Source organism: Kibdelosporangium banguiense (assembly GCF_017876405.1).
Classification (GTDB): domain Bacteria; phylum Actinomycetota; class Actinomycetes; order Mycobacteriales; family Pseudonocardiaceae; genus Kibdelosporangium; species Kibdelosporangium banguiense.
The window spans coordinates 6390399-6412458 of sequence record NZ_JAGINW010000001.1 but is presented as its reverse complement, the minus strand read 5'-3'; the positions used below and the strand labels follow the sequence as shown (position 1 = coordinate 6412458).

Annotated in this window: 20 protein-coding genes; 5 read left to right on the top strand and 15 right to left on the bottom strand. The window is 67.8% G+C overall.

The window, feature by feature from the left end; translation table 11 throughout:
- The first annotated feature begins 35 nt into the window (after window positions 1-35).
- Window positions 36-1103: a GDSL-type esterase/lipase family protein gene (locus JOF56_RS30180; RefSeq protein ID WP_209642863.1), complete on the top strand. Its 1068-nt coding sequence runs from the start codon at window positions 36-38 to the stop codon at window positions 1101-1103.
- Here the strand turns inward: JOF56_RS30180 and JOF56_RS30175 are convergent.
- The 4 genes from JOF56_RS30175 to JOF56_RS30160 all read right to left on the bottom strand — a co-directional run bounded on the left by JOF56_RS30175 (window position 1090) and on the right by JOF56_RS30160 (window position 5324).
- Window positions 1090-2430, bottom strand: a complete 1341-nt coding sequence (locus JOF56_RS30175) for a nucleobase:cation symporter-2 family protein (RefSeq protein WP_307855318.1) — start codon at window positions 2428-2430, stop codon at window positions 1090-1092. The genes JOF56_RS30180 and JOF56_RS30175 overlap by 14 nt on opposite strands.
- Before the next feature lie 71 nt (window positions 2431-2501).
- Window positions 2502-2951: an Lrp/AsnC family transcriptional regulator gene (locus JOF56_RS30170; protein WP_209642862.1), complete on the bottom strand. Its 450-nt coding sequence runs from the start codon at window positions 2949-2951 to the stop codon at window positions 2502-2504.
- Window positions 2948-4075 carry a M24 family metallopeptidase gene (locus tag JOF56_RS30165; RefSeq protein WP_209642861.1) on the bottom strand — a complete coding sequence of 376 codons (1128 nt, stop codon included), beginning with the start codon at window positions 4073-4075 and terminating at the stop codon, window positions 2948-2950. Before JOF56_RS30165 ends, JOF56_RS30170 begins: the two co-directional genes overlap by 4 nt.
- A 10-nt stretch (window positions 4076-4085) precedes the next feature.
- Window positions 4086-5324, bottom strand: coding sequence for an MFS transporter (locus tag JOF56_RS30160; protein ID WP_209642860.1), 1239 nt, complete (start codon window positions 5322-5324; stop codon window positions 4086-4088).
- Window positions 5325-5467: 143 nt separating this feature from the next.
- Here JOF56_RS30160 and araD point away from each other — a divergent pair, with 143 nt between their 5' ends.
- The gene (gene araD / locus JOF56_RS30155; RefSeq protein ID WP_209642859.1) at window positions 5468-7180 is read left to right on the top strand and encodes an L-arabinonate dehydratase; all 1713 of its coding nucleotides are present in this window, start codon (window positions 5468-5470) and stop codon (window positions 7178-7180) included.
- Window positions 7181-7423: 243 nt separating this feature from the next.
- Here the strand turns inward: araD and JOF56_RS30150 are convergent, their stop codons facing one another.
- Window positions 7424-8338 carry a dihydrodipicolinate synthase family protein gene (locus tag JOF56_RS30150; RefSeq protein ID WP_209642858.1) on the bottom strand — a complete coding sequence of 305 codons (915 nt, stop codon included), beginning with the start codon at window positions 8336-8338 and terminating at the stop codon, window positions 7424-7426.
- A gap of 155 nt (window positions 8339-8493) precedes the next feature.
- Here JOF56_RS30150 and JOF56_RS30145 point away from each other — a divergent pair, with 155 nt between their 5' ends.
- Together JOF56_RS30145 and JOF56_RS30140 are read left to right on the top strand one after the other, a co-directional pair.
- A complete protein-coding gene (locus tag JOF56_RS30145) occupies window positions 8494-9483 on the top strand; it encodes a LacI family DNA-binding transcriptional regulator (protein WP_209642857.1) in 990 nt (329 codons plus the stop codon).
- A gap of 9 nt (window positions 9484-9492) precedes the next feature.
- The gene (locus JOF56_RS30140) at window positions 9493-10428 is read left to right on the top strand and encodes a 5'-3' exonuclease (protein WP_209642856.1); all 936 of its coding nucleotides are present in this window, start codon (window positions 9493-9495) and stop codon (window positions 10426-10428) included.
- Between the two features lie 42 nt (window positions 10429-10470).
- Here JOF56_RS30140 and JOF56_RS30135 read toward each other — a convergent pair whose 3' ends face one another.
- Window positions 10471-11634 carry an IS630 family transposase gene (locus JOF56_RS30135; RefSeq protein ID WP_245378153.1) on the bottom strand — a complete coding sequence of 388 codons (1164 nt, stop codon included), beginning with the start codon at window positions 11632-11634 and terminating at the stop codon, window positions 10471-10473.
- 69 nt (window positions 11635-11703) lie between these two features.
- Between JOF56_RS30135 and JOF56_RS30130 the strand changes: the two genes are divergently transcribed.
- Window positions 11704-12027, top strand: a complete 324-nt coding sequence (locus JOF56_RS30130) for a hypothetical protein (RefSeq protein ID WP_245378152.1) — start codon at window positions 11704-11706, stop codon at window positions 12025-12027.
- Window positions 12028-12066: 39 nt separating this feature from the next.
- Here JOF56_RS30130 and JOF56_RS30125 read toward each other — a convergent pair whose 3' ends face one another.
- The 9 genes from JOF56_RS30125 to JOF56_RS30085 all read right to left on the bottom strand — a co-directional run bounded on the left by JOF56_RS30125 (window position 12067) and on the right by JOF56_RS30085 (window position 21983).
- A complete protein-coding gene (locus JOF56_RS30125; RefSeq protein ID WP_209642855.1) occupies window positions 12067-12873 on the bottom strand; it encodes an SAM-dependent methyltransferase in 807 nt (268 codons plus the stop codon).
- Window positions 12874-12980: 107 nt separating this feature from the next.
- Window positions 12981-14195 carry a GNAT family N-acetyltransferase gene (locus JOF56_RS30120; protein ID WP_209642854.1) on the bottom strand — a complete coding sequence of 405 codons (1215 nt, stop codon included), beginning with the start codon at window positions 14193-14195 and terminating at the stop codon, window positions 12981-12983.
- A gap of 55 nt (window positions 14196-14250) precedes the next feature.
- Window positions 14251-14973, bottom strand: coding sequence for a DUF4333 domain-containing protein (locus JOF56_RS30115; RefSeq protein ID WP_209642853.1), 723 nt, complete (start codon window positions 14971-14973; stop codon window positions 14251-14253).
- Between the two features lie 109 nt (window positions 14974-15082).
- Window positions 15083-17839, bottom strand: a complete 2757-nt coding sequence (locus JOF56_RS30110; protein ID WP_209642852.1) for a DEAD/DEAH box helicase — start codon at window positions 17837-17839, stop codon at window positions 15083-15085.
- A 45-nt stretch (window positions 17840-17884) separates the two neighbouring features.
- Window positions 17885-18778, bottom strand: coding sequence for a diacylglycerol/lipid kinase family protein (locus tag JOF56_RS30105; RefSeq protein WP_209642851.1), 894 nt, complete (start codon window positions 18776-18778; stop codon window positions 17885-17887).
- Entirely contained in the window at window positions 18778-19668 is an 891-nt protein-coding gene (gene tatC / locus JOF56_RS30100) for a twin-arginine translocase subunit TatC (protein WP_209642850.1), read from the bottom strand. The genes JOF56_RS30105 and tatC overlap by 1 nt, the downstream gene beginning before the upstream one ends.
- Window positions 19669-19761: 93 nt before the next feature.
- A complete protein-coding gene (tatA, locus tag JOF56_RS30095; protein WP_209642849.1) occupies window positions 19762-20154 on the bottom strand; it encodes a Sec-independent protein translocase subunit TatA in 393 nt (130 codons plus the stop codon).
- Between the two features lie 48 nt (window positions 20155-20202).
- Window positions 20203-20430, bottom strand: coding sequence for a bacteriophage holin (locus JOF56_RS59630; RefSeq protein ID WP_209642848.1), 228 nt, complete (start codon window positions 20428-20430; stop codon window positions 20203-20205).
- A 161-nt stretch (window positions 20431-20591) separates the two neighbouring features.
- Window positions 20592-21983, bottom strand: a complete 1392-nt coding sequence (locus tag JOF56_RS30085; RefSeq protein WP_209642552.1) for an IS1380 family transposase — start codon at window positions 21981-21983, stop codon at window positions 20592-20594.
- Window positions 21984-22060 lie beyond the last annotated feature (77 nt).

Here is a 22060-nt window from a genome sequence, read left to right as displayed (position 1 = left end):
AGCAGGCCGATCGGACTCCACTAGGATTACCAGGGATGCGTAAGTGGCGGTGGCACCTGACGGCTCTTGCCGGTCTGCTTGTGGTTGCTCTGGTTCTGGTCTTCATTGTGGGTGGGGATGAGCAGCAGACTCCGACGCCGGGGCTGAGGCCGCCGGAGAATGTTCCCCGGGTGCTGGTGGCGCTGGGGGACAGCACGATCTCGGGTGAAGGGGCGGGCGACTACGAGCCGGGGACCAATGGCGAGAACGGGGACTGGTGTCATCGGTCGCGTAATGCGTCGATTCATCAGACGGGGATGCCTGATGTGGCGATGACCATCAGTCTGGCCTGTTCTGGGGCGGCGAGTGCGCAGGTTGGGCTGGGGGAGGCGAAGCAGTATACGGAGCCGTCGCAGGCTGGGCGGCTTGCTGTTGTGGCGAGGCAGCAGCGGGTTGTCGCTGTTGTTGTGGCTGTTGGGGCGAATGACGATCCGGCTTTTGCGCATACGTTGAACGACTGCGTGGAGGCTTGGTTTGATCCTGGCAAGTCCGGGTGTGGGGCCGCCATTGGGAAACAGTGGCAGATCCGTATCGACGCCATGGCTCCGAAGGTCGCCAAAGCCGTCAGCGACATCAAGAAAGTGATGACTGGGGCCGGTTACCGCGACACCGACTATGAGCTGGTTCTTCAGTCCTATGCGGCTCCTATCGCGCCGAATGTGCTTGCCAATCTGCAGGATCTCAGTGGTTGTCCGTTCCGTACGGAGGATCTGCGCTGGGTCCGGGAGGTTGCTGTGCCCACTCTGACCAGTGGGATTCGGCGCGCCGCGCAAGAAGGGGGCGCGCGGTTCCTGGATCTGTCGAGGGCGGGCGAGGGCCACGAGGCGTGCTCGAACACCGACCAGAACAAGGAATGGTTCCGTCGTCTGGCTGTGTCCTGGACCGACCTGCGTGCGCAGGAGCGGGCCACGCATGCTCTGCAGGAGTCTTTTCACCCCAATGCGGCCGGTCACGCGCAAGTGGGGCGTTGTCTCGGTGAATTTCTGCTCACCCGGGACAAGGCTGCCATCTGTTTGCCTGGCCAGGACGGCAATCTTCACGCTGCCCCGACTATCGGGTCCTAGTGGTGTGGTTGAACAGTAGGTTCAGCACCACCGCGCACAACGCGCCCGCGCTTATGCCGGATTCCATGATGGTGCGGAACCAGTTGGGGAAGTCCGAGTAGATGTTCGGCACCGCGGTCGGGATCAGGCCGACGCCGAGCGACACCGCCACAACCATGAGGTTGCCGTTGTCGTTGAACGCCACTTTCGCGAGCATACGAATTCCGATGGCGGCCACGGTTCCGAACATGACGATTCCCGCACCGCCCAGCACAGGCGCGGGAATCCGGGCGACGATCTCGCCGAGAATCGGGAACAGGCCGAGGATCACCAGGATCGCACCGCCCACCGCCACCACGAACCGGCTGTAGACCTTCGTCAGCCCGACCAGTCCGGCGTTCTGGCCGAAAGCCGTGTACGGGAACGTGTTGAAGACGCCACCGAGCACTGTGGACAGACCGTCGGCGCGTAGCCCGTCGGCCAGCCGGGCTCCGTCGACCGGGCTGCCGGTCATCTCCCCCACCGCCAGGATGTCACCGGTCGTCTCCCCCACCGCCAGGATGTCACCGGTCGTCTCGGTCATCGTCACCAGCATCACCACGGTCATCGCGATGATCGCCGCCACGTCGAAGGTCGGCAGTCCGAAGTGGAACGGCGTGCTGACGCCGAACACCGGTGCGTCCGAGACCCCGGAGAAGTCCGTGAAACCCAACGGGATCGCCACCAGCGTTCCCGCCACGATCCCGGCCAGCACCGAGATCCGGCTCAGGAACACCGGCGCGAACCGTTGCACCACAAGGACAAGCAGCAACACGCCCAGAGCAAGCGCCAGGTTGCGAGGCGCTCCGAAATCAGGCGCGCCCACCCCGCCTGCCGCCCAGTTCACCGCGACCGGGATCAGCGCCAGGCCGATGATCGTGATCACGGTCCCGGTCACCAGCGGCGGGAAGAACCGCAGCAACCGCCCCCACAACGGCGCCAGCAGGATCATCAGCACCCCGGACACGATCACGGCACCGTAGATCGCCGTCAGCCCGCCGCCCGAGGTCCCGATGAACACCATCGGCGTCACCGCCGCGAACGTGCAGCCCTGCATCAACGGCAGCCGCACGCCGAACCGCCAGAACCCCAGGCACTGGATCAACGTGGACACGCCCGAAACGAGCAGGTCCGCGTTGATCAGATAGCCGATGTCCGCTTTGGACATTCCCAGCGCACCGCCGACGATCAGCGGCACCGCCACCGCGCCCGCGTACATCGCGAGCACGTGCTGCAGGCCCAGCGCCCCCATCTGACCAGCAGGCAGCAACTGGTCGACGGGGTGCGTGGAACGCTTGATCCTGAACACCGGCAGATCCTCCCAGTCACCCTGGTGATCGTCTTGCCAGTGAAGTTAATACCTTGTTGCTTCCTCCCGCACTAAAGCGCGGGTGCCCGTCCCTCGTACGGCGTCGACAGGACCACGGTTGTCCTGGTGGAGACCTTCGCGGCCTCCCTGACCTGCCGCAACAACTCCTCCAGGCCGGCGGGGGACGGCACCCGGACCAGCAGGATGTAGGACTCGTCGCCGGCCACGGAGTAGCAGGACTCGATGGACGAGATGTGGGCCAGCCGCTGCGGGTAGTCGTCGGGCGCGGCCGGGTCGATCGGCGTGAGCGACACGAACGCGGTCAGCGGCAGGCCGATCGCCTCGGTGTCGAGCCGGGCGGTGTAGCCGCGGATCACGCCCCGCTGCTCGAGCCGTCGCACGCGCTGGTGCACGGCGGACACGCTGAGGCCGACCCGCTCCGCGAGGTCCGTGAAGCTGCACCGGCCGTCGCCGGCGAGCTCACGGACGATGGCCTGATCCAGCGGCTCCAAGGCGGTCACAGCACCACCAGCGAATGCGGCTGGTTGTTCAGCGACTCCACGCCGTCCTCGGTGACGACCACGATGTCCTCGATCCGCGCGCCCCACCGGCCCGGCTGGTAGATGCCGGGCTCGATGCTGAATGCCATGCCCGGCTCGAGCACGAGGTCGTTGCCCTCCACGATGTACGGCTCCTCGTGCACGTCCAGGCCGATGCCGTGGCCGGTGCGGTGGATGAAGTACTCCCCGAAGCCCGCGGAGGCGATCACAGCACGCGCCGCACGGTCGATGTCCTGCGCGGTCACTCCTGGCCGGACGGCGTCTACAGCGGCCTGCTGGGCTTCCTGCAGGACGGCGTACGTCGCGACGACGTCCGCGTCGCGTGGCTCGCCGATGGCGTACGTCCGGGTCGAGTCGGAGTTGTAGCCCTCGGCGAGCGGGCCGCCGATGTCGATCACCACGACATCGCCCTGCTCGATCACCCGGTCGGACGCGCCGTGGTGCGGGCTGGCGCCGTTCGGCCCGGAGCCGACGATCACGAACTCGGCGACCGCGTGCCCCTCCTGGAGGATCGCGGCGGCGATGTCGGCGGCGACCTCGTTCTCGGTCCGGCCGGCCCGCAGGAATTCACCCATCCGGGCGTGCACCCGGTCGATCGCCGCACCGACCCGGCGCAGCAGGTCGACCTCCGTGGCGTCCTTACGCATCCGCAGTTCGCGGATCACCGGACCGGCCAGCTGCTGCTCGACGCCCGACAGCACGTCGCGCAGGCCGAAGACGTGCAGCGCCGGGGTGAAGTCGCTGATCGCGACCCGCTTCGGCGACTTGAGCAGGCCCGCCGCCAGCTGCGCCGGATTCTCGCCGTCCACCCAGGTCGCGGCGGCCACGCCGAGCTCGTCGACCAGCACCGGCGAGTAGCCCGGCAGCTCCAGCTTCGGCACCACCAGGGTGGGCTCGCCGGACACCGGGAGCACCAGGCACGTCAGCCGCTCGAACGACCCGCCGGCGGCACCGATCAGGTACCGCAGGTCGGAGCCGGGCGTGACGATCAGGGCGTCGAAGCCCGCGTCGCCGGCCGCCGCGGCGGCGCGCTCCAGACGGCGGCGGAGAATGTCGGGGGCAGGCACGGGTGCGGAAGTCGACATGCCCGAGAGCCTAAACCGCCACCGGCGTGGGTGTCGGTGCCGGGAGCCGCTGATCGTCCATCTGGCGCCACACCCGGAAGGCCACTGGGCACAACGTCGTCACGGCGTACACCGCGGCGAACGCGAGCAGCGTCGCCTCGAGCCCGACGCAGTCCATCAGAACGCCCGCGGCCAGCGCGCCCACCGGCATCATCGCCAGCACACCCGCCTCGGTCGCGCCAAGCACCCGGGCACGCAGATGCGCGGGCACACGGTTCAGCTCGACCGTCACGAGCACCGGGTTCAGGCTGCCCGCGGCGAGGCCGCAGACGAAGAACCCGAAGAGCAGCAGCCCGACGGACGGTTCCATCCACAGCAGCACGAACCGCGGCGCACCGGCCAGCAACGCGCACACGGCGAATGTTGGCCAACGGCCCCAACGCGCCCCGCACCAGCCGTACACCACGCTGCCCGCCGCGGCGCCGAGACCGAACACGCCCATCAGCTCGCCCAGCAGGACGCTGCTGTTCATCACCTGCGCGGCGAATGCGGGCTGCAGCACGGCGTTCATGCCCGCGTCGAGGGCGTTCATGATCGTGACCGTGCTGATGATCGCCAGGATCAGCCGGTCGCGCCGGACGTACCGGAAGCCCGCCGCCAGCCAGCCGAAGTAGCCGCCCGGCTCGACAGCGGCAGGTTTTTCGTGCACTGGCACGCAAACACCGATCAGTAACGCGGTGACCAGGAACGTGACCGCGTCCAGCAGCAGCACCCAGGGCGCGCCGGCGATCACGATCAGGGTGCCCGCCAGTGGTGCGCCGAGTGTCCGGCCGAGCCGGATCATGCCGTCGGCCGCGCCGGAGCCGCGTTCGAGCGATGTTCCGGCCAGAGCCACTGTGCCCGGCAACAACACGCGTTTGGCGGTGTCCCCGGGAGCTCTCGTCATGCCCGCCAGTCCGGCCAGGACTGCCAGCAGTGGCAGGGAAAGCCCCACTGTGGCATCGGCGAGCGGGATGGTGCCGACGGCTATCACCGCGGCGAGATCGGCGAGCACGCTGATCGCGCGCGCACCCACCCGGTCGATGACCGGACCGGTCAAAATGGACGACGCCAGGAGACCGGCTGTCTCCGCGGCCGTCACCACACCTGTCTGAATTCCGCTTCCCGTCGTCTGCAACACGAACCAGGGGATCGCGAGCAGCGTCATGACCGAACCGGCGTGCGAGATTCCGAACGCGCCGAGCAAGGCCACCAGCGGCACCCGTCTCATTCGCCTCCTTCCCGTCGAAACGATCCACTGCACCATGGGAATGCGGCTTCGGCAATGGTCGTTCGTCATGCAACTATGTGTTACAGAAATAGTGAAAAGGTTTACGCCCTCGACCGGAGGTGCGATACCGTGCAGGAGGTGCGATGTCCCGCAAGTCACCCGAAGAGTTGCGCAGCCACCGGTGGTACGGCGGCGAAGGACTGCGTTCGTTCAGCCACCGCACACGCACGCGGCAACTGGGAATCGGTGCGGACGAACACCTTGGCAAGCCGGTCATCGGGATCGTCAACACCTGGAGCGAGATCAATCCGTGCCACCTGCACCTGAGGGAACGCGCCGAGGCGGTCAAGCGCGGCGTCTGGCAGGCCGGCGGTTACCCGATCGAACTGCCCGCGAGTGCGTTGTGTGGTGAGACTTTCCAGAAGCCGACCGCGATGCTGTACCGCAATCTGCTGGCGATGGAGGTGGAGGAGGTACTTCGGTCGTACCCGGTCGACGGCGCGGTCCTGATGGGCGGCTGCGACAAGACCACGCCGGCCTTGATCATGGGTGCGACCAGCGCGGGCGTGCCGTCGATCTTCGTGCCCGCCGGGCCGATGCTGCGCGGGCACTGGCGTGGCAGGACTTTGGGCAGCGGCAGCGATATGTGGCGAACATGGGATGATCGACGGGCCGGCCTCGTCGACGACGGGCAACTGGCCGAACTGGAGGAAGGCCTGGCCCGCTCCCCCGGTCACTGCATGACGATGGGGACCGCGTCGACGATGACTTCGGTTGCCGAGGTACTGGGGCTCACCATGCCGGGTGCCGCGTCGATTCCCGCCGTCGATTCGGCGCACAGCCGGATGGCCGCCGCCAGTGGTGCCCGCGTTGTCGAGATGGTGTGGGAAGACCTGACCCCGTCGAAGATCCTGACCGCGCAGGCGTTTTCCGACGCCGTGGTCACCGTGCTCGGCCTGGGCGGTTCGACCAACGCGGTGATCCACCTGATCGCGATGGCCCGCCGGGCCGGGGTGCGACTGTCGCTTTCGGACTTCGACCGGAGTGTGCCGGTGCTGGCCGACATCCAGCCGGGCGGCCGGTTCCTGATGGAGGACTTCTACTACGCCGGCGGCCTGCGGGCGTTGCTGGCCTTGCTGAAGCCGTGGCTGCACACGTCCCGGCGCGTGGCCAACGGCTGGACGCTCGGCGATTCCCTTGCCGGAGCGGAGGTGTTCGACCCCGAGGTGATCCGCCCGCTGGACAACCCGCTGGCCAAGGAGGGCGGCCTGGCGGTGTTGCACGGCAACCTCGCGCCCGACGGCGCGGTGATCAAACCCATCGCCGCGGACCCGGATCTGTTGCAGCACAGGGGCCCGGCCGTGGTCTTCGACTCCTACGCCGACATGCAGGCCAGGATCGACACCGTGCCGGCGACGGCCGACTCGGTGCTGGTCCTGCGCGGATCGGGGCCGGTCGGCGGGCCGGGCATGCCGGAGCACGGGATGTTGCCGGTTCCCAAACACCTGTTACAGCAAGGCGTCCGGGACATGGTGCGGATCTCCGACGCACGGATGAGCGGCACCAGTTTCGGTACGTGTGTACTGCACGTGGCACCGGAGTCGCATGTCGGTGGTCCACTCGCCTTGGTCAGGGATGGTGATCCGATCATCCTCGACGTGCCCGGCCGCGAACTCCGGCTGGACGTCCCGCAGGACGAGCTCGACCGGCGCCGTGCGGCGTGGGCGGCTCCGGAATCGCCCTACCCGCGCGGCTACGCGGCCTTGCACGCCAAGCACATTCGCCAAGCTCACGAGGGGTGCGACTTCGATTTCCTGGCCGCGCCAGGGAAAATCGCGGAGCCGGAGGCAACGTGATCGCCGGTCAACCCGGCGGAAAGCAACATCAACTTTTGAGTATTTCTACGCTGTGCGGCCGGATACGGCCGCCGATAGCTTGCCGCCAGCGCACTGGGCGCAACTGAGGGAGGTAGGAAAATGCGTGGTGGCAACGTGATGGGCAACAAGGTGGGCGGACGCGGCGGTCTGGTCATGGGCAACAAGCTCGGCGGACGTTGAGAAAACGGCCGCGCGGGGGCGACCCCGCGCGGCCGGAGCCGCTCAGCTGCCGATTCCCCAGTCGCGCAGGATCTTGCCGACTTCGGCGCGCTCGGCCTCGGGCAGCTCGCTGATCGGCGGCCGGACGTCCCGGCGGCAGAAACCCAGCTGCGCCAACGCTTCCTTGACCGCGGAGACGTTGTAGGCGTTGCCGTTGCGGGCACGCAGGTCCTCGAACGGCTTCAACCGCCGCCACAGCCGCATCGCCGAACCGGGGTTTCCCGCGTCCAGCTCGTCGAACAGCCGCAGCGACAACTCCGGCGCCACGCTGCCGAGCCCGGTCGTGAAGCCCTCGGCCCCGGCGACCCAGAAGAACGGCGCCCAGGACTCGGCGAGCCCGCACACCCAGACCAGCCGTTCGGCCCCGCCGAAACCGGTCTCGGTCACCATGGTCGCGAACGCGATCGGGTCCGGCACCGCGTACTTCACGCCCGCGACGTTCGGGCATTCGATCGCCAGCCTGCGCACGGCCGACGCGCTGATGTGCGGGCTGCGCAGGTAGCAGACCACGCCGAGGGACGGCACCGCGTCCGCGATCTCGCGGTGGTAGGCCACCCAGCCGTCGTCGGAGAGATACGGGTGGACGGGCTGGTGGACCATGATCGCCTCAGCGCCCGCCGCCTCGGCCGACCGGGCCATCCGGACCGCGCGTTCGAGCTCGTGCCCGATGCCCGCGATGACGATCGCGCGCCCTTTGACGGTCTCCACCGTGACCGCGAGCGAAGTGTCCAGTTCCTCGGGGGTCAGGGAGTAGAACTCGCTGGTGTTGCCATTCGGCGTCACCGCACCGATCCCGGCGGTGACGGCGTGGTCGAGCACCCGGGCGTAGTCCCCTGTGGCCACCTCGCCCTTCTCACCGAACGGTGTCGCGTTGATCAACACTACCGAGCGAAGCGCGTCCATGCCCTTCCCTTCCATCGCGAAAGGATGTAAACGTTTTCGTTATGTTTCCATCCGAGCAGCCGGGCGGTCAACGCATCGCACGTCGCAACCGCCGCGCCGGATGCCCGGTACCGGTACCGCGTTACATCGGCCGGTAGGATCAACGAAAGCGACGAGTGGAGGTGTACCTGGTGGCGGTTACCATCCGCGACGTCGCACGCGAGGCTCAGGTTTCGGTCGCGACTGTCTCCCGGGCCCTGTCATCACCCGACCTGGTCCGGCCGACGACGCGCGACCGCGTCCTGAGCGCCGCGGCCCAGCTCGGCTACCAGCCCAACCGGGCGGCCCGTGGCCTGATCACCGGCCGGACCGGCAATCTGGGCATAGTCGTGCCCGACCTGAACAACCCGTTCTTCACCGGCGTGCTCAAGGGCGTCCAGGCCCGGGCCCGCCAGGCCGACTACTCGGTCTTCGTCGCCGACAGCGACGAAGACCGCGCCACCGAAGAACAACTCCTGCGCGCGATGGCCAAACAGGTGGACGGCGTCATCGTCTGCTCCCCCGGCATCGACGACACCCAGCTCTACGAAGCCGCCGGCATCACCTCGCTGGTGATGCTCAACCGCCGCCTGCGTGGCGTGCCCGCGGCCCTGATGAACAGCGCCTCAGGCATGCGCCAGATCGTCGAGCACCTGGTCGCGCTCGGGCACCGGAAACTCGTCTACCTCAACGGCCCCAGGACATCCTGGTCGAACAAGGAACGCCGCCGCGGCCTCCGCCTGGCAACGCAGCAACACGGCGTCGAGCTCATCGAACTCGGGCCGTTCCCGCCGCGCTACGAAGGCGGCCTGCAGGCGAGCGACCTCGCGGTGGCGACCGAGCCGACCGCGATCATCGCCTACAACGACATCATGGCTCTCGGCGTACTCGCGCGTCTGCGTGACCGCGGCATCGACGTCCCCAAGGACGTCAGCGTGACCGGCTTCGACGACCTGATGTTCGCCGCGTTGTGCTCACCGCCGTTGACCACGGTCGCCATGCCCCTCGCAGCGGCCGGAACGCTCGCAGTGGATCTATTGCTCGACGGCCTGAACACGGGCGCGAGCGACGCCCGTCAGGTCGATCTGGACACGCAACTGATCGTGCGTGGCACGACGTCACCCCCGCCTCGTACGGCCTAAGCTGCTCCCGTGACCGCACCGCTAGCGCTGCTTGACTCGGCCAGTTTGTACTTTCGCGCGTTCTATGCACTGCCGGACTCGATGACGGCGCCGGATGGCACGTCGGTGAACGCGGTGCGAGGGTTCGCCGACACGGTTGCCCGGATTCTCACCGACCGGCGGCCTGGGCGGCTGGTGGCGTGCCTGGATGCGGACTGGCGGCCGGACTTCCGGGTGAACGCGCTGCCGACGTACAAGGCGCACCGGGTCGCCGAGGAGGGCGACGGCCTTGAGGAGGAGGTGCCGGACAAGCTGACGCCGCAGGTGCCGATCATCCTCGACCTGCTGGACGCGGTCGGTCTGTGCACCGCGGAGGCCGTGGGCTACGAGGCCGACGACGTGATCGGCGCGCTTGTGCACCAGGAGAAGACCGACCCGGTCGAGGTCATCTCGGGTGACCGGGACATGTTCCAGGTCGTGCGGCATGAGCCGACTCCGGCCACGGTCTGGTACGTCGGCCGGGGCTGGAACAAGGTCGAGGTGATCGGCCCGGCCGAGCTGGCCGCCAAGTACGACCTGCCGGTCGAGGACACGGGCCCGCGCTACGCCGACATGGCTGTCCTGCGTGGCGATCCCTCGGACGGCCTGCCGGGTGTGCCGAGCATCGGTGAGAAGACCGCCGCCAAGCTGATCCGCGAGTTCGGGACGCTCCAAGCGCTCATCGCCGGAGCCGAGGCAGGCGACAAGCGGATTCCCAAGCGCGCGCAGACCAACATCCTCGCGTCGGCCGACTACCTCGCGGCCGCGCCGACCGTTGTCGCGGTCGCGGTCGACGCGCCAGTTGTGAAGGACCGTGACGACAAGGTCCCGACGGCCCCGGCGGACCTCGATCGGGTGCTGGCGCTCAAGGAGCGCTGGGACCTGGGTGCCTCGATCGATCGTCTGCTGGCGGCGATCAAGGTTTGACGGCGGCTAAGTGGTCGGTTTCGGAAGTTCCTCGTAGGTTGATCATGCGGCAGCGGGGAGCTCGACGGTGACCGCCTGTTGTTCGTGTTGGCTGATGCGAGCGAGCAGATCGTGGAGGTCATCGCGGGTGAAGGTCCACCGGAACGGTTTCGCGGTCGCGTTGTAGCGTTTCTCGAAGTCGGTCAGTCGTTGCTCGACCTCGGCCAGGTCGGTGAAGTCGTTGGGAGACACCACCTTGCGTTGCACCACCGAAAAATAGATCTCCACCTGGTTTAACCATGAGGCATGCACCGGCGTGTGTACCATGACCGCGTTGGGAAACCGGCGGGCCAACCGATCGATCGCGGCTTTGCCGCGATGGGAGGATCCGTTGTCCACCACCCAGAACACCCGCTTGGCCGAGACATACGGCTCGCTGGTCATGACCTGCTCCACCAACGCCATGAACGGCACGATCCCCGTAGCCGGCGCGCACCGGCCGAACACCCGAGCCTGATGCACGTCGTAGGCAGCCAGATAAGCCAGCGCCCCACCTCGCTCATACTCATGGTTGACCCGCATCATCCGCGCCCGGCCCGGTGGCAGGCTCGGATGGCAGCGGCACCGGGCCTGGATCGAGGTCTTCTCATCACTGGAGATCACATACTCATCCGGCCGGAGTTTCCTGCCCTGCCAACGACGTTCATACAAGTCCAGCACCCGCTCAGCCTTGGTGGCGAAGTCCGGGTCACGGGGAAACAACCAGGATCGGTACTGCCAGGGCTTGATCGCATCCCGCGCCAGCCACCGGCGCACCGTGGCCGCTGAGATCGCGTCGGTGACGCCCTGGGCGACGGCTTCGCGGGCCAGTTCCGGGCACGACCACCGGGCCAACGGCGCGCCGGCCTGGGCGGGCAGTTGGCACGCCAGCGCGGTGACCTGCGCGCGGTGCACCGCGCTGAACCGCGACGGCCGCCCCGAGCGAGGCCGATCCCGCAACCCGGCCAGGCCGTGCTCGGCAAACCGGCCCCGCCAGGTGCGCACGGTGTCCACACTCACCCCGAGCGCGGCCGCGATCTGCGTGTTGGTCTGCCGGTCGGCGGCCCGCAGCACGATCTGCGCGCGGATCTTGTCCCGATACGCAGTCTTCTGGCCCCGGGCCCGCCGGATCAGCTCCCGACGCACGGCACCGGTCACCCGCACCAGACACGCCACCACAACCGGCATCGCCACCCCACATACATGATCAACCGCCATCAACGGCGGTCACCCTGCCAGTGCGGCACGATGACGGTCATGGCCACCCCGCCCGAGTCCACCAAACACTCCCTGCACTACCGGCTCGTCACACACGCCCGGGCGCGGTGGCCGCAGATCACCGACCTGGATGTGCGCTACCGCGGCCAGTTCGCCTACGCGACAGCCCACCTGGACGACGGAACCACCCAACCGCTGATCCGGCTGCGCTACGGCGGATCAGCCCACCACTGGGGCTTCGGGCTCTACCTGGCCAGCAGCGACCGCTACGAGGACCAGATCCTGCCCAGCGGACTTCCCATCGGCAGCCCCGAAGAAGCACTCGACTGCGCCTGCGGTCTCTACCTTGGTGACCCCACCTGACTACCCGACCAACCCCCGAAGGACTTCCGAAACCGACCACTAAGGCTTGATCGCGACGCCCGCGTAGAGGTTCGAGCGGGAGGCGTCCAGCGCCTCCCCTTGCCGCTCCGGCCGCCACAGCGGGGTGTAGACCAGTCCCGGCTCGACGAGGTCGAAGTCGCCGAACATCCGCATCAGCTCGGCGTGCGTACGCGGGAAGATCGGGTCGCGGCTCTTCTTGAAGACCTCGATCGCCGCGCGCATCCCTTCCGGGGCGTTGTCCCAGGTGAACGCCGACAACGCGAGGTAGCTGCCGGAAGCCAGGGCATCGCGGTACTGCTCGGCCATCGCCCACGGGTCGTCGGCGTCCGGGACGAACTGCACCACACCGACCATCAGCAGGCCCAGCGGCTGGGAGAAGTCCAGCAGCCGGCGGACGTGCCGGTGGGAGAAGATCGTCTCCGGCTCACGCATGTCGGCCAGGATCGCGGCGGCGTTCGGGTTGTCGCGCAGCATCAGCTCGCTGTGCGCGACCGCGACGGATTCGTTGTCCACGTAGACCACGCGTGCGTCCGGGTTCACCTTCTGGGCGACCTCGTGCACGTTGCCGACAGTCGGGATGCCCGAGCCCAGGTCGAGGAACTGCGTGACGCCCTCGCTGATCAGGAAGCGCACCACCCGGTCGAGGTACTGCCGGTTGAGCCGGGCCATGTCCCTGGCGGGCAGCACCTTCAGCAGGTTCTCGGCCAGCACCCGGTCGCCGCTGAAGTTGTGCCCGCCGCCGAGCAGGTAGTCGTACACACGCGCGGCGCTGGGCACCTCCTCGTCGACACCAGTCGGAACCCATTCCGTCGCCGCACCGGTCACGTGGAACCTCCCGCTCGAACACGCGTCGCGCAGAGAGTATCGGCGAAAAGCCGCGACCGGCCCGGCGCGAATCGGGATTAACCCGATCGCGCTACGGACACGTAGGATCAGAACCCGGTTCCGCACCAGGCGACGGTGTCCGTGGCGAACAGCCTGTCGGCCCGGGACAGCGCCTGCGGGTCGTTGACCTGCAGCCGGCCTGCCGCGGCAAGGGCCGTCGGCCGCCACGCGCCCAGGTACATCATCGCGAGCACGTCAACGTCCACAGTGAACGCCGCAGGTTCGGAAGTTCGCGAAACACCGTCGTGGGAAACCTGATATGTACCGGAGTTCTCCGGCAGGAACGCGTCATTCACCGACAGCACAACGGGATCAGCGTCGCCGTACGTCCGCGCGGCAAGCGCTGCAGGGACATCGATGAGACGCAGCCACAGTTCGTCGTCGAGCTCGTTCGTGTGGCAGGTCCGCGGATCGGCCAGCAACAGCTCCACGCCCTCGTCCAGCGGCTGGTTGTACGCCTGGATCTCCCTGACCAGGTCGATGCCCAGCATGAACTGCCAGAGCTCGTTGCGGACCTGCTGGGTGGTGCCCCACAACTCCCAGAGTTGGATCACCGCGCCGTGGTCCATGCTGTCCGTGTTGTCGTTCCGTATGGACTCGTAGATCACGTAGCCGTCGTCGCCGTCCGGGCCGCTGTGCACGTAGACCTGGTACGGCTCGTCGCCACGCATGGTCCGGTCGAACTGGGTCGCCCACCAGTCACGGCCGCGGCTCATCGTGCCCGGCCGACCGAACCCGACTCGTTCGTGCAGGACCGGAATCAGCGCCACCGCCTCTTCGGCGCCCAGCATCCGCATCCGCCCCTCGCGCGGCAGCCCCGGCCGGACACGAGCCCTGCGCAGCCTGAGATGACGGGCGGATGTGCTTACGCCATAACCGAAACGACCGTAGATGACGGCCTCACTGGCATGCAGACCGCCGAAGATCTGCCCGCGTGCCTTGGCGTCGGCGAGGTGGAAACGCATCAGCTCGGTCAGGACACCACGCCTGGTGAAGTCAGCGCGGACACCGACACGTGACACCGCTGCCATCGGTACGACGTTGCCGCCCGGCACCACGACTGACGAATCGAAGATGTAGGTCGACGCGACAACGCCCACATCAGTCACCGCACCGAAGTACCGCTCGGGCGCGTACGTGGGTTTGAGTTGCTTCCAACGCTCGTCGGTCAGCGGCGGATTGTGCAACGCCACTGCCAGAACCGTATGGGCGGCGCGGATCTCAGCATCTTCGGTGAGCACACGAACGGCGAAGTCGGTCACGCCATGGATCATGGCAGGCCGGCTTCGCCGTCTCGACTGAATTAAACCGCTCGTGCTACTTCGACTTGGACTGGCTGACCTCGTACTGGGCGTCCGACTCGGTCTTGATGGTGATGGTGACCGTGCGGGCCTCACCGCCGACCTTCAGATCGCACGTGAAGCTCTTGCCGACCTTGACCTCCTGGTCGGCCGGGCACTTCACGTCGGTGGCCTCCTCCTGGTAGCGGTCCTTGAGGATCTTCACCACGCCCGCCTGCACGGCGTTCTGGTCCAGCACCTTCTTGTTGAAGAAGCCAGGCGTCACGAAACCGAGCACGCCGACCGCGGCCACCACGATCACCGCGACGACCACGCCGATCCAGAGCCCCGCGTTCGACTTCTTCTTGGGCGGCGGCTGGCCGTAGGGCTGCTGCTGGTAGCCGCCGTACGGCTGCTGCGGCTGCTGGCCGTAGCCCGGGTACTGCGGCTGCTGGCCATACGGCTGCTGTTGCTGCGGGAAACCGCCGCTGGCCGGGTCCTGGCCGTACTGCGGCTGCTGCGGGAAACCGGCGCTGCCGGGGTCCTGCTGCGGGCTGTACGGCTGTGTCGGCTGCTGCGGCGGCGGTTGCTGGGGGTATCCGCCGTACTGCGGTTGCTGTCCCGGCTGCTGCTGGGGATACCCACCAGGCTGGGCCGGGAAGCCACCGGACGGTGGACCGTAGGGCTGCTGCGGCGGTTGCTGCGGTTGCTGCCCCCACTGCTGCGGATCGTTTCCGCCGGGCCCGTACGGGCTGCTCATGCTTTGCCTCCGGTGTTCTGGTGCAGCCATTCCGCGCGATCAAACCACAGCTGGCCGTGATTTCCCCACTCGGCCCGGCAACCTTGTCCGAGCCGTGGCCGATGATTGTTCATGACGTGCCCGCCGCGACTACGCCGCGCCGGATGTCGGCTACCGCCTGTGCGGCGGTCGCACCGAGCTCCGAGGAGGAGCCCAGTACCTCCTTGATCTGGTCGAGCAGGTCGATGACCTGACGGCACCAGCGTACGAAGTCGCCCGCTGTCAGTTCCGCCCCGGCCGATTCGGCCGCGGTGAGTACGCGCTCCAACGACTCGCCGCGTGCCCAACGATAGACCGGCCAGGCGAATCCCGCGTCGGGTTGCCTCGTTCGGTCCAGCTTGTGCCGTCGTTCGTCGTGCTCGAGCTCCGCCCACAGCCGGGCTGTCTCGGCGAGTGCCTCGGTCACAGCGCCCTGCGGGACCCTCGCCTCCACGGGCGAATCCCGGCGCGCCTCGTAGACCAGGGCGGACACGACCGCCGCCAGCTCGGCCGGGCCGAGGCCCTCCCATACGCCGTGCCGCAGGCATTCCGCGGCCAGCAGATCCGACTCACCGTAGAGCCTGGACAACCGGCGGCCGTGCCGCGTGACCTCGTCGCTGCCGTTGGTCGCGAGGTAATCGCGTTCGGTCAGCAGCTTGCGGATGCGGTCGAAACTGCGGGCCAGCGAGTGGGTGGTCGCGGCGACCTTTTGTTCCAGCTGCTCGGTTTCCGCACGCAGCCGGTGGTACCGCTCAGCCCACCGGGCGTGGCTTTCCCTGTCCTGGCAGCCATGACACGGGTGCTGACGCAGCGCACGGCGAAGCGCCGCGAGGTCCGCGTCGTCGTCCGGCCCGGACCTGCGCTTGCTGCGGGTGGGCACGCTGATTCCGGTGTTCTGCAACGTCGACGCGAGATCACGGCGGGAGCGCGGCGACCGGACGTCGACCTGCTTGGGCAACCGGACCCGGCCGAGCGCCTCGACCGGCTGCGGGAAGTCGGCCACCGACAACCGGCCGGCCCAACGGTCCTCGGTGATCACGAGCGGCCGTGGGTCGCCCATCGGATCGAGGCCCGGGTCGATCACGATCGCGAGCCCGGACCTGCGTCCGCTGGGCACTGCGATGACGTCGCCCTTGCGCAGCCGTTCCAGCGAAGCCGCCGCCTCGGCCCGGCGGGCCGAGGAGTTCTGCCGGGCCAGCGACTTCTCCCGGTCCGACAGCTTGCGCCGCAGCTCGGCGTACTCGGTGAAGTCGCCGAGATGGCAGGTCATCGACTCGGCGTAACCCGCGAGGGCCTCCCGGTTGCGTTCGATCCGGCGGGACACACCCACCACCGACCGGTCCGCCTGGAACTGGGCGAACGACTGTTCCAGCAGACCTCGCGCCGCGTCGGATCCCAGGCGTGCGACGAGGTTGACGGCCATGTTGTAGCCGGGCTTGAACGACGACCGCAGCGGATAGGTCCGCGTCGACGCCAGGCCTGCGACCTGCTTGGGATCAACGCCAGGCTGCCAGATGACGACCGCGTGGCCCTCGATGTCGATGCCACGGCGACCCGCACGGCCCGTGAGCTGCGTGTACTCCCCCGCGGTCAGGTCGACATGGGCCTCGCCGTTGTACTTCACCAGACGTTCGAGCACGACTGTGCGGGCCGGCATGTTGATACCGAGCGCCAGGGTCTCGGTCGCGAACACGACCTTCACCAGGCCACGGACGAACAGCTCCTCGACGGTCTCCTTGAACGCGGGCAGCAGGCCGGCGTGGTGGCTGGCGAAACCGCGCTCCAGCGCCTCCCGCCACTCCCAGTAGCCCAGCACACCGAGATCGCCTTCGGGCAGGTCCCTGGTCCGGGCGTTCACGATCCGCCGGATCTCCACGACCTCCGCGTCGGTGTTCAGCCGGACACCGGAACGCGCGCACTGCACGACCGCCGCGTCACACCCCGCGCGGCTGAACACGAAGACGATCGCGGGCAGCAACGCGGCCGCGTCGAGGCGCTGGATGGTGTCGATCCGCGACGGCGGCTTGAACCTCGAGCGTGCCTGCGGTGGCCTGCGGTTACGGCCGCGCCCCGGCACCGACTGCCAGGCGTGCATCCGGCCGACTTCCTCGATGCGGCGCACCAGATGCGGGTTGATCGCCACATCGCCCTGCGGGTCCTCACCGGCGAACAGATCCATCATCCGCGGGCCGACCATCATGTGCTGCCACAACGGGACCGGCCGGTGCTCGTCGACCACGACCGTGGTGTCGCCGCGGACCTCGACCAGCCACTCACCGAACTCCTCGGCGTTGCTGACCGTCGCGGACAGGCTCACCAGCCGGACCTGCTCGGGCAGGTGCAGGATGACTTCCTCCCACACCGCGCCGCGGAACCGGTCGGCGAGGTAGTGCACCTCGTCCATCACGACGTAGGCGAGGCCTTTGAGGGCGTTCGACCCCGCGTAGAGCATGTTGCGCAGGACCTCGGTCGTCATCACGACGATCGGCGCGTCACCGTTGACCGAGGTGTCGCCGGTCAGCAGGCCCACCTTGCCCGCGCCGTACCGGGCGGTCAGGTCCGCGTACTTCTGGTTCGACAACGCCTTGATCGGGGTCGTGTAGAAGCACTTGCGGCCCTCGGCGAGCGCCAGGTGCACGGCGAACTCGCCGACCACCGTCTTGCCGGCGCCGGTCGGGGCGCAGACGAGCACGGCGTGCCCACCTTCGAGCGCCTCGCACGCCTGGACCTGGAAGGGATCGAGCTCAAAGGAGAGCACGGAAGTGAATTCGGCCAGCTCGGGGCTTTCCGCGCGGCGCCTGGACGCCTGGTAAGCCTCAGCCGGCGTACGCGAAGGGCGTGCGGCCACACGACTACAGTAACGAATACCTACGACAGTCGTCGCATTGATTGCTCAAGAGGCCTGAGCTGCGATGACGTTGATCGCGCCGGGTGCGCAGCGGATCTCCAGCGGCAGCGGGCCGACTCGTTCCCCGTCGGCGTATCCGATCCAGCCGCCGTCCGCGGCGACGCTCACCGATTTGGCCCGCAACGTGCTCACCGCGGGGTGGTCGATGTGGGCGCCGGTACGCAGGCTGGGCAGGATCCGGACCAGGTCACGGCGGCTTGCCTTGCCGACGACGGTGACGTCCAGGGTGCCGTCGGCCGGGTCGGCCTTCGGGCAGACCGGGATTCCGCCGCCGTAGTAGGGCGTGTTGCCGATCGCGACGGAGTTCGCGGCCAGTTCGAGCGTCTCCGACTCGGTCCGGACGATCAGCCGTGCCTGTTTGAGGGCTGCCAGTTCGGCGACGATCGCGATGTCGTAGCGGCGTGGGCCCCAGGGCCAGCTCATCCGGTTGACGCGTTCGTTCACCGCCGAGTCGAATCCGGCGCAGAGCACGGTGGCGAACCAGCCGCCGCCCTCGACTTTGCCCAGGTCGATGCGTTTCCGGCGGTCGCCTGCCAGGCCGGTGGCCACCACCCTGGCGGCTTCGACCGGGTCTTTCGGCAGTCCCAACGCCCTGGCCAGGTCGTTTCCCGTGCCCGCGGGCACGATCGCGAGCACGGTTTCGGTCTCGGCACATGCCTGCACAGCCGCGTGCGCGGCACCGTCGCCACCCAGGACGACAACCGCCTCTGTTCCCGCGTCGACAAGCTTCTTGAGGACCGCGTCGGTTTCCGCCGCGGATTGCGGAACGTACTGATCGAGGCTGTCCAACGACTCGCGCAACGCCGCCGACACCGAGCCGGCGACACGGGCCGCGGCGCCCAGCCCGGAGGCCGGGCAGACAACCAGCGCGGCCCGCATCACGTCACGTCGTCGTAGCTACTGCCCGGCTTGTCCTTCGGTGCGGCGGGTGCCGGGCTGGGCTCCTCCGGCGACGTGTCCAGGTTCAGCGGGGACACGTCGTCGTCGTCGAGATTCGAGTAGTCCTCTTCGCTGCCCAGATCCCGTCTGGCCTTGCGTTTGTCGTGAATCCGGGAGACCTGCACCGCCGCCTCGAACAGCACCACCATCGCGACCGCCAGCGCCACCATCGAGAACGGGTCGGTACCCGGTGTGGCGATGGCCGCGAACACGAACAGGCCGAAGACGAAGCCACGCCGCCAACGCTTGAGTTTCTCGTACGGCAGCACCCCGGTCTGGTTCAGCATGATGATCACCAGCGGCAACTCGAAGCTGATACCGAAGATCAGCAGCATCACCAGCACGAACGAGAAGTAGTCGTCCGCCTTGAAGAACGTGGTGAACACGTCGCCACCGAAGCCGACCAGCACGGCCAGGCCCTGGGGAACGACGTAGTAAGCCAGGAAGGCACCCGCGACGAACAGGACCGAGGCGAACAGCACGAAGCGGCGGGCGAACTTGCGTTCCTTGCTGTACAGGCCGGGCGCGATGAACGCCCAGATCTGATACAGCCACAGCGGGCTGGTCAGCACCGCGCCCGCGCCCAGACCGACCTTCAGGCGAACCAGGAAACCCTCGAACGGCGTGGTCTGCAGCAACGTGCACTCACCCGGCGGGCGGGCGGACGCGGGCAGGCTGCAGTACGGCTCGAGCATGATCTTGCTGAGCGAGCCGTGCGACCAGATCTCCCACGACCACCAGATGTAACCGAAGATGGCTCCGACGGCGAGGAAGGCAATGGCCAGGGTCAGCCGGTGCCTGAGGTCGTACAGGTGATCTCTCAGGCTCATCGTGCCGTCGGGATTGTGCCTGCGGCTTCGAGCTCGCCGAGACTCCCGGCGGTGCGGATCACGCGCCACCGTGCGAACCGTCTCTCTTTATTGTCAGGCGTTCTTGGGTGCCTGGGTGGGAGCGGCCTGGTTGTTGCTGGTGCTCTTGAGCTGCGCCTGCAGGTCGTCGATCTGCTTCTGCATCTTCTCGACGTCCGACTGCGCCGCCGCAGGCTGTGCCGCGGGAGCGGGCACCGGGTCGACCGGCCTGGCCTCCGGCAGCTGCGCCGGGGCTGCGGGAGCCGGGGTCGCAGTCGTGGTGGTGGCTGTGGCGGTGACCGGCGGGACGCCTTCCTCACCGTCCTGCTTCATGCCCTTGGTCTCGGCCTTGATGATGCGCATCGACCGGCCCAGGGACCGGGCCATGTCCGGCATCTTCTTGGCTCCGAAGAGCAGGATGATCACCACCGCGATGATGATCAGCTCGGTAGGTCCGAGGTTACCCACAGGACTCCTCCTGACGCGTCGCCCAACTCATCTGCATGTTACCTGTCATCACGCTTCCGTGGACTTCTCGATCGTCCTGGGTCGCCGCCGGTCACGCACAGCGATCCGCAACGCGGCCATCCGGGCTTTCAGAAAGCCGGTCGACCTGCCCACCTCAGCATTTACGTGTCCGCGTGTGACCACGAGCCGCCGCGCGGCACCTGCCACCTTGAGGAGCACAAGAGCCAGGACCACCAAGCCGACGGCCAGCAGCACTACGGCTGGTATGTATGACACGGCCGGAAGCTTAGCCTGAATCCACCGATTGGTTTTGTTGTGGATCTTGGATGGCTTGTTGATCTTGGCGTTTGGTTCGGGGCGTGTGGGTTCGGCTGGCTTGTCCAGCGTGTCCACGTGGTGTTCTCCGGTCGGGCCTGGTGAGGCGATATTGGTGGTGGTCAGGCGGCGTGTGGTGGGCCGGTTGCCGCTGCGTGCAGGCCGGTGAAGGCATCGGCCCAGGGCCAGTGTTGCGGCAGGTGCAGGATGTCGCGGCCTTGGGGCCGGGCCAGACGGGCGGGGACGCAGACGAGGTGGCGGCGCAGGGTCGCACCCCGGGCCGTGGCGTGAAAGACGCTGGCGAGCGATCCGGTGGCGCGCAGCAGGTTGTGGCTGATCGCGGCGCAGACGGCCCAGGCGGCGTTGGCGTCGAAATGCCCGGAGGGCAGGTGTGCCAGGGGGCCGTCGATGAGGTCGGCGAAGGTGGTTTCGATGATCGCGTGGCGTCGGTGGGTGAGATCAGCGTCCACGGTGGACTGTGTGGTGTCGGTGAGAAACGCGTGGTAGCGCCAGACCGGGAACAAGATGTCGGTGTGGTTCTGGTCTTTCACCCGGCGCACCACCAGTCGCGCGGTGATCTCGTGGCGGGTCCCGGCGAACGCGGTGTACCCGGTGTCGGCGACCTCGGCATCGGAGATCAGCTCCCCGGTGTCGGGATCCTCGACCGCGCCGGGGTAGCGCACCGGGATCCACGCATCGGCGGGGATGGTCGCGATCGCGGCCTGGATCGCACGGTTGTGGGTCACGGTGATGGAGAATCGGGCGCCCGCGCGGCGAGCGGCGGACACCACGGCGCCGGCGTAGTAGGCCGAATCGGCACGCACCAGGATCCTTGCCCGTGCTCCGGCCGCTTTCGCAGTGTTCAAGGCCTCGGCGAGCAGACCGGCCGCGCCCCGCGCGGAGCCGGCGTTGCCACCACGCAGCCGCATCGCGGCGATCAGCGGCGCCGCGAGCGGGCTGGAGATCGTCGCCACCAGCGGCGACAACCCGCGTAACAGCAGCGAGTAGCCACCGACCTTCGCAGGCCCGAACCGCGCGCCCCGCTTCTTCTTGCCATACACACGGCGCAGCAGCGAATCAATGTCCACATAGGTCATCTGCTCTACCCCTGCGAGCACCGGCGTTGTGGTGGCGAGCGTGGCCAGCATCGCACGCAGCACCGCGGTCAACTGCAGGACGTGGCCGTGGGTGAACGACCGCAGGAACGATCCCAGCGTCGAGGGCGCGTACACCCCGCTGAACAGCCGTTTCATTCCGCCGTGGCGGATCACATCCAGATCATCGATACAGTCCGCGCCTGCGACCATCCCGGCTACGATCGCGGCGACCTTCCCCGCCGGGTTCGCTCCGGTCGACGGGATCGGCGCGTTCGTGATCTCCACTTTCTCCGTGACCAGCTGCGACATCCTGGCCCGTTCGGCCAGTGCCATCACCGGCACCAACCCCGCGCACGACACGAGATTCTCTTCATCGAACCGGACGGACGCCCTCGACCACCTATGCGACAATCTCACTGAAAGTGCCTTCCACCACACGCGACTTGAGAACCTCAGAGACTCTCATTATCGCAGGTCAGAAGGCACTTTCACTT